The 19,335-nt window shown below is 30.9% G+C and carries 22 protein-coding genes and 2 tRNA genes; 12 read left to right on the forward strand and 12 right to left on the reverse strand.

The window, feature by feature from the left end; all coding sequences use genetic code 11:
- Positions 1-24 precede the first annotated feature (24 nt).
- Entirely contained in the window at positions 25-303 is a 279-nt protein-coding gene (locus tag H518_RS0115990; RefSeq protein WP_028890002.1) for a Sec-independent protein translocase subunit TatA/TatB, read from the forward strand.
- A gap of 3 nt (positions 304-306) precedes the next feature.
- Here H518_RS0115990 and H518_RS0115995 read toward each other — a convergent pair whose 3' ends face one another.
- The 4 genes from H518_RS0115995 to H518_RS0116015 form a co-directional block, all read right to left on the reverse strand.
- Positions 307-948 carry an O-methyltransferase gene (locus H518_RS0115995; protein ID WP_028890003.1) on the reverse strand — a complete coding sequence of 214 codons (642 nt, stop codon included), beginning with the start codon at positions 946-948 and terminating at the stop codon, positions 307-309.
- A gap of 357 nt (positions 949-1,305) precedes the next feature.
- A complete protein-coding gene (locus H518_RS0116005; RefSeq protein ID WP_043707123.1) occupies positions 1,306-1,878 on the reverse strand; it encodes a sigma-70 family RNA polymerase sigma factor in 573 nt (190 codons plus the stop codon).
- Positions 1,879-1,893: 15 nt separating this feature from the next.
- Complete coding sequence (locus H518_RS0116010; RefSeq protein WP_028890006.1) at positions 1,894-2,817, reverse strand: TolB family protein; 924 nt, start codon at positions 2,815-2,817, stop codon at positions 1,894-1,896.
- A 3-nt stretch (positions 2,818-2,820) separates the two neighbouring features.
- Entirely contained in the window at positions 2,821-3,294 is a 474-nt protein-coding gene (locus H518_RS0116015) for a hypothetical protein (RefSeq protein ID WP_028890007.1), read from the reverse strand.
- A 168-nt stretch (positions 3,295-3,462) separates the two neighbouring features.
- Between H518_RS0116015 and panB the strand changes: the two genes are divergently transcribed.
- From panB to H518_RS0116045, 6 genes are read left to right on the forward strand one after another with little or no spacing between them, the layout of a single operon-like run.
- Positions 3,463-4,281: a 3-methyl-2-oxobutanoate hydroxymethyltransferase gene (panB, locus tag H518_RS0116020; RefSeq protein WP_028890008.1), complete on the forward strand. Its 819-nt coding sequence runs from the start codon at positions 3,463-3,465 to the stop codon at positions 4,279-4,281.
- Between the two features lie 43 nt (positions 4,282-4,324).
- Positions 4,325-5,302, forward strand: coding sequence for a 2-hydroxyacid dehydrogenase (locus H518_RS0116025; protein ID WP_028890009.1), 978 nt, complete (start codon positions 4,325-4,327; stop codon positions 5,300-5,302).
- Positions 5,303-5,327: 25 nt separating this feature from the next.
- Positions 5,328-5,786: a DUF1801 domain-containing protein gene (locus H518_RS0116030; RefSeq protein ID WP_028890010.1), complete on the forward strand. Its 459-nt coding sequence runs from the start codon at positions 5,328-5,330 to the stop codon at positions 5,784-5,786.
- Positions 5,786-6,178: a VOC family protein gene (locus H518_RS0116035; RefSeq protein ID WP_028890011.1), complete on the forward strand. Its 393-nt coding sequence runs from the start codon at positions 5,786-5,788 to the stop codon at positions 6,176-6,178. The genes H518_RS0116030 and H518_RS0116035 overlap by 1 nt, the downstream gene beginning before the upstream one ends.
- 33 nt (positions 6,179-6,211) lie before the next feature.
- Positions 6,212-6,493: a TM2 domain-containing protein gene (locus tag H518_RS0116040; RefSeq protein ID WP_028890012.1), complete on the forward strand. Its 282-nt coding sequence runs from the start codon at positions 6,212-6,214 to the stop codon at positions 6,491-6,493.
- Positions 6,494-6,510: 17 nt separating this feature from the next.
- Entirely contained in the window at positions 6,511-6,888 is a 378-nt protein-coding gene (locus tag H518_RS0116045; protein WP_028890013.1) for a hypothetical protein, read from the forward strand.
- 51 nt (positions 6,889-6,939) lie between these two features.
- Here the strand turns inward: H518_RS0116045 and bioB are convergent, their stop codons facing one another.
- Positions 6,940-8,040 carry a biotin synthase BioB gene (gene bioB, locus H518_RS0116050; RefSeq protein ID WP_028890014.1) on the reverse strand — a complete coding sequence of 367 codons (1,101 nt, stop codon included), beginning with the start codon at positions 8,038-8,040 and terminating at the stop codon, positions 6,940-6,942.
- Positions 8,041-8,269: 229 nt separating this feature from the next.
- Positions 8,270-9,412 (reverse strand): beta-ketoacyl synthase N-terminal-like domain-containing protein, encoded by a 1,143-nt coding sequence (locus H518_RS0116055; protein ID WP_028890015.1) that lies wholly within the window; start codon positions 9,410-9,412, stop codon positions 8,270-8,272.
- 85 nt (positions 9,413-9,497) lie between these two features.
- Here H518_RS0116055 and H518_RS0116060 point away from each other — a divergent pair, with 85 nt between their 5' ends.
- Entirely contained in the window at positions 9,498-9,947 is a 450-nt protein-coding gene (locus tag H518_RS0116060; RefSeq protein WP_028890016.1) for a cytochrome c oxidase assembly factor Coa1 family protein, read from the forward strand.
- Here H518_RS0116060 and bioA read toward each other — a convergent pair.
- The 6 genes from bioA to H518_RS0116090 form a co-directional block, all read right to left on the reverse strand.
- Positions 9,933-11,198, reverse strand: coding sequence for an adenosylmethionine--8-amino-7-oxononanoate transaminase (gene bioA, locus H518_RS0116065; RefSeq protein ID WP_028890017.1), 1,266 nt, complete (start codon positions 11,196-11,198; stop codon positions 9,933-9,935). The two genes, H518_RS0116060 and bioA, sit on opposite strands and share 15 nt — an antisense overlap.
- Positions 11,195-11,803, reverse strand: a complete 609-nt coding sequence (gene bioD, locus H518_RS0116070; RefSeq protein WP_028890018.1) for a dethiobiotin synthase — start codon at positions 11,801-11,803, stop codon at positions 11,195-11,197. Before bioD ends, bioA begins: the two co-directional genes overlap by 4 nt.
- Positions 11,804-12,181 carry a putative signal transducing protein gene (locus H518_RS0116075; protein WP_028890019.1) on the reverse strand — a complete coding sequence of 126 codons (378 nt, stop codon included), beginning with the start codon at positions 12,179-12,181 and terminating at the stop codon, positions 11,804-11,806.
- An 8-nt stretch (positions 12,182-12,189) separates the two neighbouring features.
- Positions 12,190-13,314: an aminotransferase class I/II-fold pyridoxal phosphate-dependent enzyme gene (locus tag H518_RS0116080; RefSeq protein WP_028890020.1), complete on the reverse strand. Its 1,125-nt coding sequence runs from the start codon at positions 13,312-13,314 to the stop codon at positions 12,190-12,192.
- 45 nt (positions 13,315-13,359) lie between these two features.
- Positions 13,360-13,433, reverse strand: a tRNA-Asn gene (locus H518_RS0116085).
- 68 nt (positions 13,434-13,501) lie between these two features.
- Positions 13,502-13,575, reverse strand: a tRNA-Asn gene (locus H518_RS0116090).
- Positions 13,576-13,845: 270 nt separating this feature from the next.
- On the opposite strand from H518_RS0116090, the gene H518_RS0116100 reads away from it, so the two are divergent.
- The 4 genes from H518_RS0116100 (at position 13,846) to trxA (ending at position 19,301) form a co-directional block, all read left to right on the forward strand.
- Positions 13,846-16,572: a 2-oxoglutarate dehydrogenase E1 component gene (locus H518_RS0116100; RefSeq protein WP_028890021.1), complete on the forward strand. Its 2,727-nt coding sequence runs from the start codon at positions 13,846-13,848 to the stop codon at positions 16,570-16,572.
- Positions 16,573-16,609: 37 nt separating this feature from the next.
- The gene (gene odhB, locus H518_RS0116105) at positions 16,610-17,824 is read left to right on the forward strand and encodes a 2-oxoglutarate dehydrogenase complex dihydrolipoyllysine-residue succinyltransferase (protein ID WP_028890022.1); all 1,215 of its coding nucleotides are present in this window, start codon (positions 16,610-16,612) and stop codon (positions 17,822-17,824) included.
- Between the two features lie 200 nt (positions 17,825-18,024).
- Positions 18,025-18,990 carry a Tll0287-like domain-containing protein gene (locus tag H518_RS0116110; RefSeq protein ID WP_028890023.1) on the forward strand — a complete coding sequence of 322 codons (966 nt, stop codon included), beginning with the start codon at positions 18,025-18,027 and terminating at the stop codon, positions 18,988-18,990.
- Between the two features lie 14 nt (positions 18,991-19,004).
- On the forward strand, positions 19,005-19,301 hold the full coding sequence (gene trxA, locus H518_RS0116115; protein WP_028890024.1) for a thioredoxin: 297 nt from the start codon (positions 19,005-19,007) through the stop codon (positions 19,299-19,301).
- Positions 19,302-19,335: the final 34 nt, after the last annotated feature.

Raw genomic sequence — 19,335 nt, forward strand, 5'->3', positions numbered from 1 at the left:
TTGATTTTAATTATATTTGCATTGATGAATGGAATATTTTTATTTATAGGAGGTCCTGAGATTTTTATAATCTTACTAATAGTTGTTATGTTATTTGGCGCGGATAAAATTCCTGAGATAGCTAGAGGGCTAGGAAAAGGTATGCGTCAAATTAAAGATGCCACTAATGACATTAAAAAGGAAATTAACGATAGTGCAAAAAATCAAGGCATTGATGCTGATTTCGTAAGAGACATAAAAAAAGAAGTTACGAAAGTTAAAGATAATATAGACGACTTTACTGGGCCTATAAAGAGAAAATAGTTGTTATTTCACTCTACTAATTGTTAAACCATCTCTTATTGGTAACAAAACAGTTTCTAAGCGATCATCTTCATTTAACTTACGATTGTATTCTAAAAGAATTTTAGTATCAATATCCTTTGGATTTAACTCCTCTACTACTTTTCCACTCCAAAGAACGTTATCAGATAAAATAACACTACCAGTATTCATTTTACCAATAATTAAATCGAAATAATTCAGGTAATTGGATTTATCTGCATCAATAAAAACCAAATCAAATTTTTGATTAATTTCTGGAATGATTTCTATAGCATTTCCAATGTACTGTTTAATTTGATTGTTGTAATCAGATTTCTTAAAATACTTAGATTGCAGCTCTTCTAACTCCTCATTTTTATCAATAGTATACAACGTACCATTTTTAGCTAATCCTTCTGCTAAAGATAAAGCAGAGTACCCAGTATAAGTACCAATCTCTAAAATAGATTTAGGTTGAATTAATTTTGAAATCATTGATAAGACTCTACCTTGAAAAGCACCACTTAACATTCTAGGGTTTAAAACCTTTTGCCAAGTCTCTTTGGTTAATTCTTGTAATATCTTAGGTTCTTGTTGAGAATGATTAACAACATAATTATCAATCTTTTCAGGAAGAAAATGCATAATTTTAAATTTAATTCAAAGGTATATAAAAACGGAATTTATTCTATAATAAATTCCGTTTCAATTTAATTTAACAAAAAATAGAACTTATTAATTAAGTTGATTTAATTGTTCTTTTAGAATCTCTTTATCATTTTGAGATAAGCACTTTGTTTCACTTTTACAATTTGAAGCTTTCATTTTAAAAATAGCTGACATTTTGCGATTTTGTTTTGTATACAAAGAACAAATTTTGCAAGTTAATAAATGCAAGTTAAGTTGTATTTTCTCATAAAATGAGGCTTCATTATATTGTGCTTTATCACAAATAGTAGTTGCTTCATCACAAGTTATTTTAAATTTCTTAAACATTATTTCTTACTTATTAAACCAGTTTTTTTCCATACAATTTCTTAGCTGAGTTCTAGCTCGGTGAATGATAACCCATAGATTTGACGGAGTGATATTTAATTCCTTACAAATTTCTTCAGTTTCAAACTCCTGAATAGTCTTCATTCTAAAAACCATAGCATATTTTTCAGGTAAATGATCAATACATGCATCTAGTTGAGACTTTAATTCATCGTTTTCAATGTCCTTTTCAGTCGTGCTATCCCAAGATTGTGGAACTCGCTCTTCAATCCAATTACCTTTATCTTCACCGTTATCATAAAAATTCATTCTAACTTCGGCTTGTCCTTTTTTAGAGTTTATTTTTCGATAATGATCAATTACTTTTCTTTTTAAAATTGATACTAACCAAGTTCTTTCAGTTGATTTTCCTTGAAAATTTTTAGCAGATTTAAGCCCTGCAAAAAATGTTTCTTGAACTAAATCTTTAGCTACATTAGAATCATTTACACGTGTTACAGCATAATTAAATAAATAATCAGCATAATCATCTACCCAATTATTAGGAGATAATGTGTTGGATTTGTTAGTCTGGTTCATTATGCCAAATATAAGTTATTTTTTATTTAATGAGACCTTATATATTCTACTTAATCCATTAGGAGTAGTATTAATATAATTAATAATTTCTTTTAACTTTCTCCTTTTCTTTAAACCTTTTGGAATAGTACTTTTACTGGTGGTAAAGTAGAGTGTATTATTTGAAATATCGACAAACGGACAATAATCTAATTTCTTTGTATTAATACTTTTAGAAAGATGTTTAGCAGGTAGCCATTGATTTTCTTTATCTTTTTTACTAATATATAAATCTCCACGTCCTAAATCGTCTTTCCTTCCATATGATGTAAATATTATAAAACTTTCATCAGGAGCAACAAAGGCATTAAACTCATATTTTTCTGAATTTATATTATTGCTTAAAGAAGTTGGCTTTGTGTAAGAATTATTAACAAATCGGCTTACATATATATCTTCTTTGCCTTTTGTATTTTCATACGAAGCTGTAAAATATAAATCACCTTTATTTGTTACTGAAGGATAAAATTCATCTGCAGATGTATTAACTATAAGGCCAGCGTTTATTGGAGCAGACCAATCATCAATCAGTGATTTTCTTGTTACATACCATATATCCATGTCTTTTTTTATTTCTGAAGAGTTATTATTTACCCTGTTAGAAGCAAAAAATAATTTTAAACCATCAGGAGATAAAAATGGTTCTAAATCTTTGTGTTGTCCAGAAAAAGATGCCGCTTTAGGAGTAGTCCATTTACCTTTTATTTTTTTAGAAAAGGCAATAAAAGAATATTCTTTTACATAACTTTCTACTGTAAAATAAAACTCATCATTATTTTTATTTAAAGAGAAATCTCTAACATTAGGTAGCCCATTAAATAACTCAGGTAAAAGCATTTTAGGCTCTTGAGCAAAAATTATTTGAGTTAAGAAAAAGATAAAAAGAAAAGATTTTTTCATGTTTTAGTTTTTTTGAATGTTACAATTTTTTCTACTTCTCATATCTACTAAATAAATTATTTCCCACTTTCCATTATTGTTAAATAGTTGAAAAGAATTTGCACCACAATGACTTAATTTGCCATTAAGATAGAATTCATATGGTGTCCATACAGAAGCTAAATTACCGTTAATCTTAATGTCCCATGAAAGTAATTTTTCTAAATAAGTGTTTTCAACTTTTTTATTAGCAATTCCTATTAATAACTTTTTTTTAGAATCAGTAATCAATTTTTTTTCCCCGTCCTTATTAGTAAAAGTTGTCTGTATTTTAATTGTAGTATGTAAAGTAGAACCAACAATTGTACTATCACCTTTATGAAGTCCGTCAAAAAAAGTTTCAATAGTTTTTTTTACAGCAATTCGTTCATTATTTGTTTGTGCATTTACAACAGTTGTAAGGACAAATATGATTAGTAACGTAATTATTTTAGGCATAGAATTTGGTTTTAAACTGTGAAGCTATTAAAAAAATAAAGGGATCAGTATATAATTAACAGAAGATTAACGGCTTTTACAAATAGAGATAATAAGACTGGAAGTTTAAGTTAAGGTAAAATTCAATCGATTAATTATGTATTTTTACAAAATAGAAAACATTAAATAATGTCAGTAGCAAAAAAACAATATAAAAGAATAACAACGAAGTCATTAGTAGAAATGAAAGCAAATGGAGAGAAAATCTCAATGCTTACTGCTTATGATTATACGATGGCAAAGATTGTAGATGGAGCAGGTATTGATGTGATTTTGGTAGGAGATTCAGCATCAAATGTAATGGCAGGTCACGAAACTACATTGCCTATTACACTTGATCAAATGATATATCATGCAAGTTCTGTAATAAGAGCAATTGAACGTTGTTTAGTAGTGGTAGATTTACCTTTCGGTACCTATCAAGGAAATTCTAAAAATGCATTAGATTCAGCTATTAGAATAATGAAAGAATCTGGTGGTCATGCTGTAAAGTTAGAAGGAGGTAGTGAAATAGGAGAGTCTGTATCTAGGATACTAACAGCTGGTATTCCTGTAATGGGACATCTAGGGTTAACACCACAATCTATTTATAAATTCGGAACATATACTGTTAGAGCAAAAGAAGAAGAAGAAGCTGAAAAGTTGTTAGAAGATGCATTGCTATTACAAGAACTTGGATGTTTTGCTTTGGTACTCGAAAAAGTACCAGCAGCATTAGCAAAGAGAGTCGCAGAAAGTTTAACAATACCCGTTATTGGAATTGGAGCAGGTGCAGGAGTAGATGGGCAAGTATTGGTTACACATGACATGATAGGAATGACACATGAATTTAATCCTCGTTTTTTACGTAGGTATTTAGATTTATATTCTGAAATGACTGGCGCTTTTGAAAATTATATAGCCGATGTAAAATCGAAAGATTTTCCTAACGAAAAAGAACAATATTAATTACACAAGTCTTCTGAAAAGAAGGCTTTTTTATTAAAACAAAATGAAAATACTTCATCTAGATTCAAACCATCCGTTACTTTTAAACCAACTAAACGATTTTGGTTTTACAAATGAAGAAGATTATAATTCTTCGAAAGCAGAAATAGAAGCTAAAATTCATAAATACGATGGAATAATTATTCGTAGTAGGTTTTCTGTAGATAAACAATTTTTAGATAAAGCAATCAATCTTAAGTTTATTGGTAGAGTTGGTGCTGGATTAGAAAATATTGATTGTGAATATGCTAAAGAAAAAGGAATATATTTAATCTCGGCTCCAGAAGGAAATAGAAATGCCGTTGGAGAGCATACATTAGGCATGATTTTATCTCTTTTTAACAAGCTAAACAAAGCCGATAAAGAAGTTCGAAACGGTAAATGGCTACGTGAAGAAAATCGAGGAATTGAATTAGATGGTAAAACTGTAGGTTTAATTGGCTATGGTAATATGGGGAAGTCTTTTGCGAAAAAGCTTCGTGGTTTTGATGTAGAAGTTCTATGTTATGATATTAAGCGAAATGTTGGTGACGAAAACTGTAAACAAGTTTCATTAGAAGAATTACAGAAAAAGGCGACTGTTTTAAGCTTACATACACCACAAACAGCATTAACGATTAAAATGGTAGATGCAGATTTTATTAATGCTTTTTCTAATCCTTTTTGGTTTATTAATACAGCACGAGGAAAATCAGTTATTACTTCAGATTTAGTAAATGCTTTAAAATCTGGTAAAATATTAGGAGCTGGTTTAGACGTTTTAGAATACGAAAAAAAATCTTTTGAGAACTTATTTCAGAAGAATAAATTATCTAATTTGTCATCTCAAGCGGAGTCGAGAGACGAGATGCCAGAAGCTTTTAAATATTTAATCGAATCTGAAAATGTATTATTATCACCTCATGTTGCAGGTTGGACAATTGAGAGCAAAGAAAAACTAGCGCAAACAATTGTAAATAAAATTAAAGAAAAATTTTGTTAACTTGTAAGTCTCTAAATCATTTGATATGCAATATGAGGCTAACACACCTGATGATTATATTGCTCAAGTTCCAGAAGAACGACAAGCAATTATGCAAAAATTACGTAAAACAATAAAAAATAATCTTCCTAAAGAATTTGAAGAAGGAATGAATTATAAAATGATTGGGTATTATGTACCACACTCAATATACCCTAAGGGATATCACTGTGATGCAAGCTTACCTTTACCGTTCATGAATATTGCTTCGCAGAAAAATTCAATTAATTTGTATCATAGCGGAATTTACGCTAAAAAAGAACTTTATGATTGGTTTGTAGCTCAATACCCAAACCATTCTAAACGTAAATTAGATATGGGAAAAAGTTGCATCCGATTTAAGAAAATTGAAGAAATTCCATTTGATTTAATAGCAGAATTATGTAGAAAAATGACAGTAAAACAATGGATTGACATTTACGAAACTAATATTAAAAGGAAGTAATGAAAAAAAAAGGTAAAGTACTAGGTATTGGAGGTGTTTTCTTTAAAACTAACGATCCCTCAGAAACAAAAGATTGGTATAAAAACAATTTAGGCTTTAATACTGATGATTGGGGATGTACTTTTTGGTGGAAAGACAATGACGATAAAAAAGCATCAACACAGTGGAGTCCTTTTGCAAAAGATACCAAACATTTTGAACCCTCTAAAAAAGACTTTATGTTTAATTATCGTGTAGAGAATTTAGTAGAGTTATTAGAAGAGCTCAAAGAGAAGGGAGTTACTGTGTTAGACAAGTTAGAAGAGTATGATTATGGTAAGTTTGGATGGATTATTGATTTAGATGGAAATAAAATTGAATTGTGGGAGCCAAAAGACGAAGCTTTTTTATAAATTTAGCACAAACTAATTATTAAAGACAAAAGAATGAATGTAATTGATGAGAATGGAACACCAGTTCCAAACCAAGAAAGTAAAAGAGTATTAGCAGGTGTATTAGGTATATTAATAGGTGCACTGGGTATTCATAAGTTTATGTTAGGTTATACTAAAGAAGGAGTTATTATGTTATTGGTAACTATTTTAACTTGTGGTTTTGGAGGTATGGTTACGGGTATTATTGGTTTAGTTGAAGGGATTATTTACTTAACAAAATCAGATGAAGAATTTATAGACACTTATCAAGTGAATCAAAAAGGTTGGTTCTAGTTTAAAAGTATGTAACAATGGAAGAAGACAAGAAAGATTTAAATGAGAATTTAAAAGAAAGTTTAGATAAAGCTAAAGAAGTTATGGATAACATAACAGAAAAAGCTTCAGAATTAGCTGGTGAAGCTAGTGAACATATTGTTGATGTTGTTGAAGATGTAAAAGCTACAGTTAGTGAAATTGTAACGGACGAATCTATTCAGAATATAAAAGAAAAGGCAACTGAATTTACTAATGAAGCTAAAGAGGTTTTAGATGATGTAACCGAAAAAGCATCCGAATTGGTAGGTGAAGCAAGTGAACATATTGTCGATTTTGCTGAAGATGCTCAAGAAGAAATAAAAGAGACAACAACAAAAACAAAAAACTTCTTCCAACGTTTATTTAAGAAATAAAAAAACCGTTTAAGAATTAATTCTTAAACGGTTTTTCTAAATGTATATTTTTTATTGTTTTCGTAACGCTAAAGCTTCTTGCTTTTTTTCTTCATTACGATCAATTTTGTGATTGGGTCTAGTCCATTTAGGTTTCTCTCCTAAGTTTTCAAAAGCAGAATCTTTCGCTTCTACAGTTTGAGGTTGTACTTTCTTCGTAAATGGTTTTTGCGGATTTAAACCTAATAATTTAAACATTTTCATGTCTTCATTAACATCAGGGTTTGGAGTCGTTAATAATTTATCTCCAGCAAAAATAGAGTTAGCACCAGCAAAGAAACACATTGCTTGTCCTTCTCTACTCATTTGAGTTCTACCAGCCGATAAACGAACTTGAGTTTCAGGTAAAACAATACGTGTAGTAGCTACCATACGAACCATATCCCAAATTTCAACAGGCTTTTCATCTTCTAAAGGAGTTCCTTCAACAGCAACTAAAGCGTTAATTGGTGTAGATTCTGGTTGAGGGTTTAATGTTGATAAAGCAACTAGCATTCCAGCTCTATCCTCTGAATTTTCACCCATTCCAATAATACCACCAGAACAAACAGTAACATTAGTTTTACGTACGTTATCAATAGTATCTAAACGGTCTTGATAACCACGAGTAGAAATTACTTCTTTATAGTACTCTTCAGATGAATCTAGGTTGTGATTGTAAGCGTACAAACCAGCTTCAGCTAAACGTTGTGCTTGGTTTTCGGTAACCATACCTAAAGTACAGCAAACCTCCATGTCAAGCTTATTAATAGTTCTCACCATATCTAAAACTTGATCAAATTCTGGACCATCTTTAACGTTTCTCCAAGCAGCACCCATACATACACGAGAACTTCCACTAGATTTAGCTCTTAAAGCTTGTGCTTTTACTTGACGTACAGACATCAAATCGTTTCCTTCAACATCAGTATGATAACGAGCAGCTTGTGGGCAATACCCGCAATCTTCAGAACATCCACCAGTTTTTATAGATAATAAAGTAGAGACCTGTACTACATTAGGATCATGACTTTTTCGATGAATAGTTGCAGCTTCATATAAAAGCTCCATTAAAGGTTTGTTATATATCTCAAGAACTTCTTCTTTCGTCCAGTTATGTCTTACTTCACTCATAAATTCAAAGTTGTTTGTGGTGTCAAAAATAAAAAAACTAATTGGCTTTCTATTTGTTTTTAGAAGCTATTTCCTGCTTTTACTACTCGCTTTTTTTAAGAAAAATAAAAAAGAGCTCAAACAAACCGTTCAATCAGGGCTAAGCACTTTTTCAAATCCACTATTAGTTCTAAAAATATATATTTTACTTAAAATAAAAAACTTGAGTCAATTTTTTTCTTATTATATACTATCTAGTTACTAAAACAGAAACAGCATTTCCTCCAAAACCAACAGCATTTACTAATATTTTGGTTATTTTTTTAGGGAGTATTTGTTTCTCTGCAAACGGAACTTCTATTGCTTTTTGATTTTGTAACATTAATACAGCCAATTCTAAACTAAGCAGTCCAGAAGTACCAAAAGTATGTCCTACCTTCCATTTATTAGTCGTTAAAAAAGGAATTTTATCATTAAAAACTTCATGAATAGCATTAATTTCTGATGAATCTCCTTTTATAGTTCCTGGGGCATGCATAACAATAGCATCAATATCATTTATAGAAGTACCTTTTAAAGCCATTTTCATAGATTTCTGAAAACACTCTGCATTTGCAGTAACCGATGTGTTGTGTTTTAGTACTTCAGTAGCATAACCAACACCCTTAATAAGAGCAATTGCGTTTTCTTTTGCTCCTTTTTCTAAACAAAAAACGGCAGCAGCCTCTCCTAAAACCATGGTGTTTTTCTTTTTTTCTAAATCGAAAGCTTTACAAGGATACTCGTCAGTTTCTTTTGAGTATACTTTTAAGGCCTGCATTTGAGCAATCGTAAAATCGGTTAAAGAAGCTTCACTTGCACCAATCATAAACTTTTCTGACATGCCAGATTGTAACCAAGCAACGCCGTTTAATAATGAGTGTAAACCAGTAGAACAAGTAATAGAATGAGAAATTTCAGGGCCGTTTGATTGTAAATCATGTGCAATCCATGAAGAAATGTTTCCCAAAGTTGTTGTAGGAGAACTTAATGTTGATGATTTACCAGTTTCTAAAAACTCTTTATGATATTTTTCAAATAAAGAAGTCGCACCACGAGAAGAACCAATATTAATTCCAAAATTATCTTCTGACTTCCAATCTGTACTGTCAATTGCTTTTCTAGCAACTAGTATTGTATATAAAACAGAAGCATCTAAGTTTTTATATTTAGTATCTGAATTTTTTATTTTTTCAATATTAAGTTTGTCATCACTTGTTAATTGCCCAGTCCAAACATTTTCTTTTAAAGTTAAGAAATGTTTAGTGTTTAAATAATTTTCCCAAATTTGTTCAGAAGTGCTTCCTAAAGCAGAAACTGAAGCAAAAGATGTAATAGAAATAGGTTCTTTCAACACTTTAAAGTTTTGACAAAAATAATGGTAAAATCAACTATTACGAAATAAATAAATATTTATCTTGTGGCTAAATTTAAAAAGAATGAGTGAACAAGAGGAAAAAAGTTGGTTTAGTAGAAATTGGGGATGGGTTGTGCCTGTGGGAGGCTGTGGATGTGGCTGTCTTGGGCTTATTTTATTGTTTGTTTTTGGAATTGGAGCTACTATTTTGGGAGTTTCAGAAATGATGACGAATTCTGTACCTGTAGAATATGCTATAGAACAAGCATCTAAAAACGAAAAAGTAATTCAATTTTTAGGTGAACCAATAGAAAGTTATGGTATACCATCTGGAAATATATCATTAGATAATGATGATGGAAATGTTGATTTCTCAATTTCAATAAAAGGTCCGAAAGGTAAAGGGACTTTAATTGTTAGCGGAATTAGAGTAAATGGAGAATGGGCTTATGAAGATTTATATGTTCGTATTAAAGAAACACAAGAAGAAATAAACTTATTAGTAAACGAAAAGGTTTTAGAAGATATCTAAAACCTTTTCGATTGTTGTATAAACTTTATTTAACTGCTCTTTTGTAATTACATAAGGAGGTTGAATATAAATGGTATTTCCTAACGGGCGTAAAAATACTCCGTCATTCATAAAATGTTTTAATAATTGGTCACGTAAAGTACCATAACGCCCCGCATTAGTTTTTAAATCTATGGCTAAAATCACTCCTTTAGAACGTGTATTTGCTACTTTAGGATGATTTTTAATTCGCTCTTCAAATGTTTTATGAGAGGTAATAATATACTGTATACTGTTTTGAATTTCTTTAGTTTGCAATAACTCTATACTAGCTAAAGCAGCACTACAAGCTATAGGATTTGCCGAATAAGTATGACAATGAAAAAAGCCTTTAGCAATATCAGTACTTAAAAAAGTACTGTAAATTTCTTCAGTGCAAGAAGTGATAGCCATTGGTACCAATCCACCAGTTAAAGCCTTACTTAGGCAAATAATGTCAGGTTTTGTAGCAACTTCATCAGAAGCAAAATTATTTCCTGTCTTACCAAAACCAGTCATTACTTCATCTGCAATTGTTAAAATAGCGTTTTCTTTGCAGAATTTTAAAACCTCATTTAAATCTGTAGCTTCATGAATTTTCATTCCAGCAGCCCCTTGCACTAGAGGTTCGTAGATAAATCCTGCAATTTTGTTTTCAGCAACAATTTGTTTTAATTGTTTTAAAATAGCTTCATTATTTGTTCCATTTGGAATAGGAATGCGCTTAATATCCATTAAAAAATCCTCAAACGGGCCATTATAAGCTGATAATCCAGAAACAGACATCGCTCCAAAAGTATCCCCATGAAAACCATCTTCAAAAGCAATAAATGTAGTTCGTTTTTCTCCTTTATTAAAATAGTATTGTAATGCCATTTTAATTGCAGCTTCTACGGCTGTGGAACCATTATCATTAAAGAAAATTCTGTTTTGATTTTTAGGAAGAATTTTAATTAGCTCTTCCGATAATTTCACCGCAGGCTCATGTGTAAAATCACTAAACATTATTTGATCTAATGTTTGCATTTGTTTGTAAACATGAGTAGTAATAAAATCATTGCAATGCCCAAACATACAGGTATACCATGATGAAATAGCGTCAATGTATTCATTGCCATCTTCATCAGTTAAAATACATCCCTTTGCTTTTACAATCCCTAAGCTATCTGGGTGTGTTTGGTGTTGTTTTAACGGATGCCATAGGTGTTTTTTATCTCTTTCTTGAAGTGTCATAATTTCTCTTTAAAAAGTTCAGCATATTCTCTAATTACATTCTTATCAAAATAAGGCTCTTCCTCAATTCGACCTATAACAGAGACGTTTGTCATTTTTTTGATAATCTCTTCAGTAGTCTTATGTTCATTTCCTGAGAAAATAATTGCAACATCAAACCCTTTTTCTTTTAATAAATTTAGGGTTAATAAAGTGTGGTTTATGCTTCCTAAATAATGTCGAGAAACTACAATTACTTTATATTCCTGTTTTATAATATCTAAAATTGTTTCAGAATTATTTAAAGGAACCAATAATCCACCAGCACCTTCAATAACCAAATTTTTTTGTGTTTTCGGTTCTTCGATTTTCGATAGTTCAATAGTTGTTTTATCAATTTCTGCAGCAGCATGCGGACTCATAGGCGTTTTTAATGCGTATGAATTTGGATGGATTACAGTATTTGAATTAGAAATCAATTGTTTTATTTTGTGTGAATCTGAATCTTCTAATTCCCCTGCTTGTATAGGTTTCCAATAATCAGCTTCTAAGGCTTCGGTTACAATAGCTGATGCTATCGTTTTTCCTACTTCTGTAGAAATTCCTGTAATAAAATATTTTTTCATCTAAAAGATTGTTTTACAATCGTTACAAATTAATTTTCTGCTTTCAAAAAAAGGAAATAACATATAGAAAAAACTTTTACGTTGAGATGGAGCAACTAATATTTTTGATGAGCTGCATTTTTTACAATGTATAGGTTTTCCACTATCATCTTTTTCATATACTATTATTTCATTATATATACGCAATGCTCTTTCTAAATCATCGTTATGTACTATTAATTTTACGCCTCCTATTGCTTGACTTATCAAAGGATCTGAGTCAATAGTTTTTTCGTCCATTAATAAAGTTCTAATGCCATCTGATTCTAATCTAGATTTTATTACGTGAGCTTCCGTGGAGTATTCAAAAACTGTAAGAATAGTATAATTATCTCGCATTATAATTTTTAAACAAATGTAGCAAGGTTCTCTAAAACACTTGTAATTTCTTTGTAAGAATTATAAGAGTGTAAACAAAAACGTAACCTTTCTTCGTTTTTATTTACAGTAGGAGATAAAATAGGTTTTACATCGAACCCTTTTTTCTTTAGTTGATTCGCAATTTCTTTTACTTTTTTGTTACCAGGGATTACACAGCAATGAATAGCTGAATTGCTTTTTATAAAATTAAGCTGTAATCTATTAATTTCTTGTTTAAAAAATGAAATATTTTTTTCAAGTGATTTTTTAGATTCACTCTTTGAAAGCTCCAAATATGCAAATTTAATAGTAGCTAAAGAATGAGGTGAAAGGCCAGTGGTATAAATAAAACTTCTAGAGAAATTAATTAAATATTGCTTTAGTTCATCAGTCCCTAGAATGACAGCTCCGTGGCAGCCAAGTGCTTTTCCAAATGTGATAATTTGAGCAAAAACAGCTTTTTCTAAATGTAACTTCTGAACTAATCCTTGGTTAAAAATACCAATGGCATGTGCTTCATCTATTATTAAATAAGCTTTGTGTTTTTTTGCTATTAATGAAATTGCTGTTAAATCAGGAGAATCACCATCCATAGAAAAAACAGATTCTGTAACTATATATATATCAGAATTGCTGTTTTTAATTTGTTTTAGAATTTTATTCTCTAGGTCTTCTGTGTTATTATGCTGAAATTTAAAAGATTTAGCATTTGAAAGTTGAATACCATCACGAATAGAAGCATGAATAAATTCATCATATAAAATAACATCACCTCGTTGTGGTACTGAAGAGAAAAAACCAATATTAGCATCGTAGCCAGAATTAAATATTAAAGCAGCTTCAGAATTATGAAATTGGCATATTTTTTTTTCTACGTTATCATATAGACTATGGTTTCCAGATAGAAGTCTTGAACCTGTTGCACCGTTTTGTTTAAAATTATTTTCTGTTAGGTATTGATGACTTCTATTAAAAATTATTTCAGAGTTAGCGAAGCCTAGATAATCATTGGAAGAAAAATCTATTAAAGCGTTTTTCTCTCCAAGAGTTCTTAAAGATTGGTTTTCTTTACGCTGTTGTAGTTTATTTGTAAGTTTTTTTGAAAGTTGCATTGTGTAAAAATAAAAAAGACTTACGAATATGTAAGTCTTTTTTTGCTCCTCCTTTAGGACTCGAACCTAAGACCCTCTGATTAACAGTCAGATGCTCTAACCAACTGAGCTAAGGAGGAATGTTCATATAGAACAAATATGTATGTTGCAGAAATTATCGGCTTCTACGTTGCCTTTGTTTATTTTGCTCCTCCTTTAGGACTCGAACCTAAGACCCTCTGATTAACAGTCAGATGCTCTAACCAACTGAGCTAAGGAGGAATTTAAAGCGGACTTGCTTTAAAAGCGAGTGCAAATTTAAGGGCTTTTTTGATATTTGCAAATTTTTTTTGATAAAAAAATGAATATTTTTTTTTGTTACTTGGTTTTTAGTGTTTTATGTTTTTTGAATGAATGTTTGTAAAAGTGTTAGGTTGGTCTTGTTCTCGTAATTTAAAGAAGCAAATTAAGCGTGAAAAAAAGTTTTATTTTTAGTAAAAGTTGTATTTTTGTCACCATTATTCTTATTGATAGAAAAGCATAGTAAAATATATGGACAAATTTTCGTTCTTAAACGCAGCACATACCGGATTTATAAGTGATTTGTACGAACAGTATCAAAAAAATCCTGATGCAATAGAACCAAGTTGGAGAAGTTTTTTTCAAGGATACGATTTAGCAAATGAAAATTATTCGTTGACAGATGAAGAAGTTTCTGTTGAAATTCCTGAAGAAGTACGTAAAGAATTTTTAGTAATAGACTTAATTAACGGATACCGTACAAGAGGGCATCTTTTTACAAAGACAAACCCGGTACGCGATCGTAGAAAATATAAACCAACGCTAGATATAGATAATTTTGGTTTATCTAATAAAGATTTATCTACCGTTTTTAATGCAGGTGAAATTTTAGGTATGGGTGCAAGTCCGTTATCTGAAATAATTTCACACCTACAAGCAATTTATTGTGATAGTATTGGTGTGGAATACATGTATATACGTAATCCTGAGGAGGTAAAATGGTGGCAAGGTCGTTTGAATAAAGACGAAAACCAATCTAACTACGATATTGATAGTAAGAAATACATTCTTACAAAATTAAATCAGGCATCTACTTTCGAAAGTTTTTTACAAACAAAGTATGTAGGTCAAAAGCGTTTCTCTATTGAAGGAGGTGAAACATTAATTCCAGGAGTAAGTGTTGCGCTTCGAGATGCTGCAGAAAAATATGGAGTAGAAGAATGTGTTTTAGGAATGGCACACCGTGGTCGTTTGAATACATTAGTAAATATCTTTAAAAAACCAGTTCGCGATTTATTTAGCGAGTTTGAAGGTAAAGATTTTGAAGATCAGGATATTGATGGAGATGTTAAGTATCACTTAGGATTAACATTAAGTAAAGAGTACAAAGGAGGACAAAAAATGAAGATGAATTTGGTTCCAAATCCATCACATTTAGAAACAGTAGCTGCAGTTGCTGAAGGAATTGTTCGCGCTAAAGTAGATTTAGATTATAAAGGAGATAATGGTAAAATTTTACCAATTATAGTGCATGGAGATGCAGCAATAGCTGGGCAAGGTATTGCATATGAAATAGCTCAAATGATGACCTTAAATGGTTATAAAACAGGAGGTACTATTCATGTAGTCGTAAATAACCAAGTTGGATTTACAACTAATTATTTAGATGCACGTTCTAGTACTTATTGTACTGATGTTGCTAAAGTAACGTTGTCACCAGTGTTGCACGTAAATGCAGATGATGCTGAGGCAGTTTGTCATGCAATGGAAATGGCTGTTGAATATCGAATGAAATTCAAAAAAGACATTTACATTGATTTATTAGGATATCGTAAATATGGACACAACGAAGGAGATGAGCCTCGTTTTACACAGCCAAAATTATATAAAGCAATTTCTAAGCATCAAAATGCAAAAGAAATTTATGCTGCTAAATTAGTTGAAGAAGGAAGTATTTCTTCTGAATTTGTAAAAGAAATTACAGATGAGTTTAAAACTCATTTAGAGGCTGAGTTTATAGAGTCTAAAAAGAAAACAACTTCTAAAATTCAAGAATTTATGCCAGAAGTTTGGGATGGATTCGTACGTAAGCAATTACAAGATATGTTACAACCCGTAGATACTACGTATTCGGTTGAAGCATTAAAAAATATAGCGAAAGTAATTTCGAATACTCCAGAAGGGCATAAGTTTGTTCGTAAGGCTGAACGTATTTTAAAAGGTCGTGAAAAAATGGTCTTTGAAGAAAATGCTTTAGACTGGGGAACAGCAGAAAACCTAGCATACGGAACATTACTAGAAGAAGGATTTAATATTCGTATTTCTGGAGAAGACGTAGAAAGAGGAACTTTCTCTCACCGTCATGCAATTATGCGTGATGAAGAAACTTTAGAGCGTGTTAATTTATTAAACACGAATCCGAATAATAAAGGAGAAATGACAATTTTTAATTCTCATTTATCAGAATATGGAGTTTTAGGATTTGATTACGGATATGCAATGGCAGCTCCAAATACATTAACTATTTGGGAAGCACAGTTTGGTGATTTTGCGAATGGAGCACAAATTGTATTTGATCAATATATTTCTTCGGCAGAAGATAAATGGAAACTACAGAACGGGTTAGTAATGTTATTACCTCATGGATATGAAGGGCAAGGACCAGAACATTCATCAGGAAGAATAGAACGTTTCTTACAGTCATCAGCAATTGATAACTGGACAATAGCAAACTGTTCTACTCCATCAAATATATATCACATTTTACGTCGTCAGATGAAACGTGATTTTAGAAAACCATTGGTTGTTTTTACACCGAAGAGTTTATTACGTTTACCAAAGGCGGTAAATACTATTGAAGAACTTGCTAACGGAACATTTGAAGAAGTAATTGATGATACTATTGATACTTCTATAGTTACAAAAATGGTTTTTTGTACAGGTAAGTTTTATTATGATTTATTGGATGAGCGCGAAAAGTTAGAAAGAAATGATGTAGCTTTGATTAGAATAGAGCAATTATTTCCATTACAGAACGATCAGATAAAAGTTATAATGGATAAATACCCGAATGTAAAACGTTATGTTTGGGCACAAGAGGAACCAAAAAACATGGGGTCTTGGAGTTATATGTTAGAGCGATTTGAATTTGCTAAGTTAGAATGTGCATCGAGAGATTACCATTCGGCACCAGCAGCAGGTTCAAGTGCTAGATATAAACGACGTCACCAAAAAGTGTTAGATAAAGTTTTCGATTAAGAAGAAAAGAAAGTATTTCAGAATAAAAATAAAAAACATGAGTGTTTTAGAAATGAAAGTTCCTTCTCCGGGGGAATCAATTACAGAAGTAGAAATAGCAACTTGGTTAGTTGAAGATGGTGATTATGTTGAAAAAGATCAGCCAATTGCCGAAGTAGATTCTGACAAAGCAACGTTAGAGTTACCTGCGGAAGAAAGTGGAATTATTACTTTAAAAGCAGAAGAAGGTGATGCAGTTGAGGTTGGTGCAGTAGTTTGTCTTATTGACATGAGTGCTGAAAAACCAGCTGGTGGATCTTCTACTGAAACAAAAACAACAGAAGCTCCGAAAGTAGAAGCTCCTAAAAAAGAAGAAGTAAAGGCTGCAACTTATGCAACTGGTACTGCTTCTCCTGCTGCTAAGAAAGTTTTAGCAGAAAAAGGAATGGATGCTGCATCTGTAAAAGGAACTGGTAAAGATGGACGTGTAACTAAAGAAGATGCTGTTAAAGCTGTTCCTTCTATGGGTACGCAACCTGCTAATGGTTCTCGTGGAACAGAGCGCAAGAAAATGTCAATGTTACGTAGAAAAGTAGCACAACGTTTAGTTGCTGTAAAAAGCGAAACAGCAATGTTAACTACATTTAATGAAGTTAATATGCAGCCAATTTTCGATTTACGTAAAGAATATAAAGAAGATTTTAAAGCAAAGCATGGTGTTGGATTAGGATTTATGTCTTTTTTCACTTTAGCAGTTGTTAGAGCTTTAGAATTATATCCAGATGTAAACTCTATGATTGATGGAGATTACCAAATTAAAAATGAATTTCAAGATATTTCTATTGCAGTTTCTGGTCCTAAAGGATTAATGGTTCCTGTAATTAGAAATGCTGAAGATTTATCTTTTAGAGGAGTTGAAAGCGAAGTAAAGCGTTTAGCTTTACGCGCAAGAGATGGACAAATTACTGTTGATGAAATGACAGGAGGAACATTTACAATTACAAATGGTGGTGTATTTGGTTCTATGTTATCAACTCCAATTTTAAATCCTCCACAAAGTGGAATTTTAGGAATGCATAATATCGTAAACAGACCAATGGCTGTTAATGGTGAAGTTGTAATTCAACCAATTATGTATGTAGCATTATCTTATGATCACAGAGTTATTGATGGTCGTGAGTCAGTAGGATTCTTAGTTGCTGTTAAAGAAGCATTAGAAAACCCTGTTGAGTTATTAATGAACAATGATATTAAGAAAGCTTTAGAAATGTAATTTTAGTTACATTTTCTATGAAATATAAATCCTGTACATTTTGTACAGGATTTTTTGTTTAAAAGAATTTTTTGGCTCGTTAATTCTCAGCTTTATTTTAGAGAGAATGTGCACTAGTATTTAGGGATATTAAAGTTAATATATTGTAACATAGGTTACTTTTTGTGAGCTGAACAGTCTTTATTTTTGTAATAAAAAAGATGAAGCCATTCATATTACTTTTAATGATTGTTTTTATATTTAGTTGTAAAAACACTAAAAATAAATTGTCTTCTAAAGATAAGACGGTTTTAGATACAAAAGGACAAATATATTCTGGTAAAAAGTTAATGGAAACAAACTGTTATGTATGTCATAGTCCTACAGCTACAAGCGAAGATAGAATTGCACCTCCTATGGTTGCTATAAAGAAACATTATATAAAAAGTAACACAACTAAAGAAGAATTTAGAAATTCAATGCAAAATTGGATTGAAAACCCTACGAAAGAGAATGTTAAAATGTTTGGAGCAGTAAAACGTTTTGGGTTAATGCCAAAACAAACTTTTCCTGATGAAACTATAAAGGTGATTTCTGATTATATGTTTGATAATGAAATTGAACAACCTGTGTGGTTTGAAAATCATTATAATAAAGAAGTAAAACAAAAGGAAGGAGCGCATAATAGTTTTAATAACCTACCATATAATGAAAGAGGACTAAAGTATGCACTAATGACAAAATCTGTTTTAGGAAAAAGTTTAATGAGTACAATTCAAAAAGAAGGAACTTTAGCTGCTTTAAATTTTTGTAATGAAAGAGCATATCCGTTAACAGACAGTATATCTATTATTCATAAGGCAACAATAAAAAGAGTTTCAGACAAGCCTAGAAACGATAGCAATACAGCTAATGAAGTAGAAAAAGGATATATAGCTGTTTTTAAAAGCGATATTAAAAATAAGAGAGAATCTAAAGCAATTGTTGTAGAATCTGATAAGAGTGTAGAATTTTACTATCCGATTAAAACGAACTCTATGTGTTTACAATGTCATGGGAAGCCCGTTTTTGATATAAAAAACAATATTTTAACTCAAATTAATAACTTGTATCCGAAAGATAAAGCTATAGGTTATAAAGAGAACGAAATGAGAGGAATATGGAGTATAAAATTTAATAAAAAATAAAAATTTTCTTAGGCATGAGTAATTTTTCAGAAATAATTAATAAAGAGAAACCAGTTTTAGTAGATTTTTTTGCAGAATGGTGTGGGCCATGTAAAATGATGACTCCAATTTTAAAAGAAGTAAAAGAATCTTTAGGAGATAAAGTTTCAATTATTAAAATTGATGTTGATAAAAACCAATCTTTAGCAGCAAAATATCAAGTTAGAGGAGTACCAACATTCGTTTTATACAAATCAGGTAAACAAGTTTGGAGAGAGTCAGGAGTAGTACAAAAAAGCGAATTGGTTTCTATTATAAATAGTTTTTCTTAATTATTTATAGCCACAAAAGAGGTGTTTCATTAAT

The organism is Tenacibaculum ovolyticum DSM 18103, assembly GCF_000430545.1.
Lineage (GTDB): Bacteria > Bacteroidota > Bacteroidia > Flavobacteriales > Flavobacteriaceae > Polaribacter > Polaribacter ovolyticus.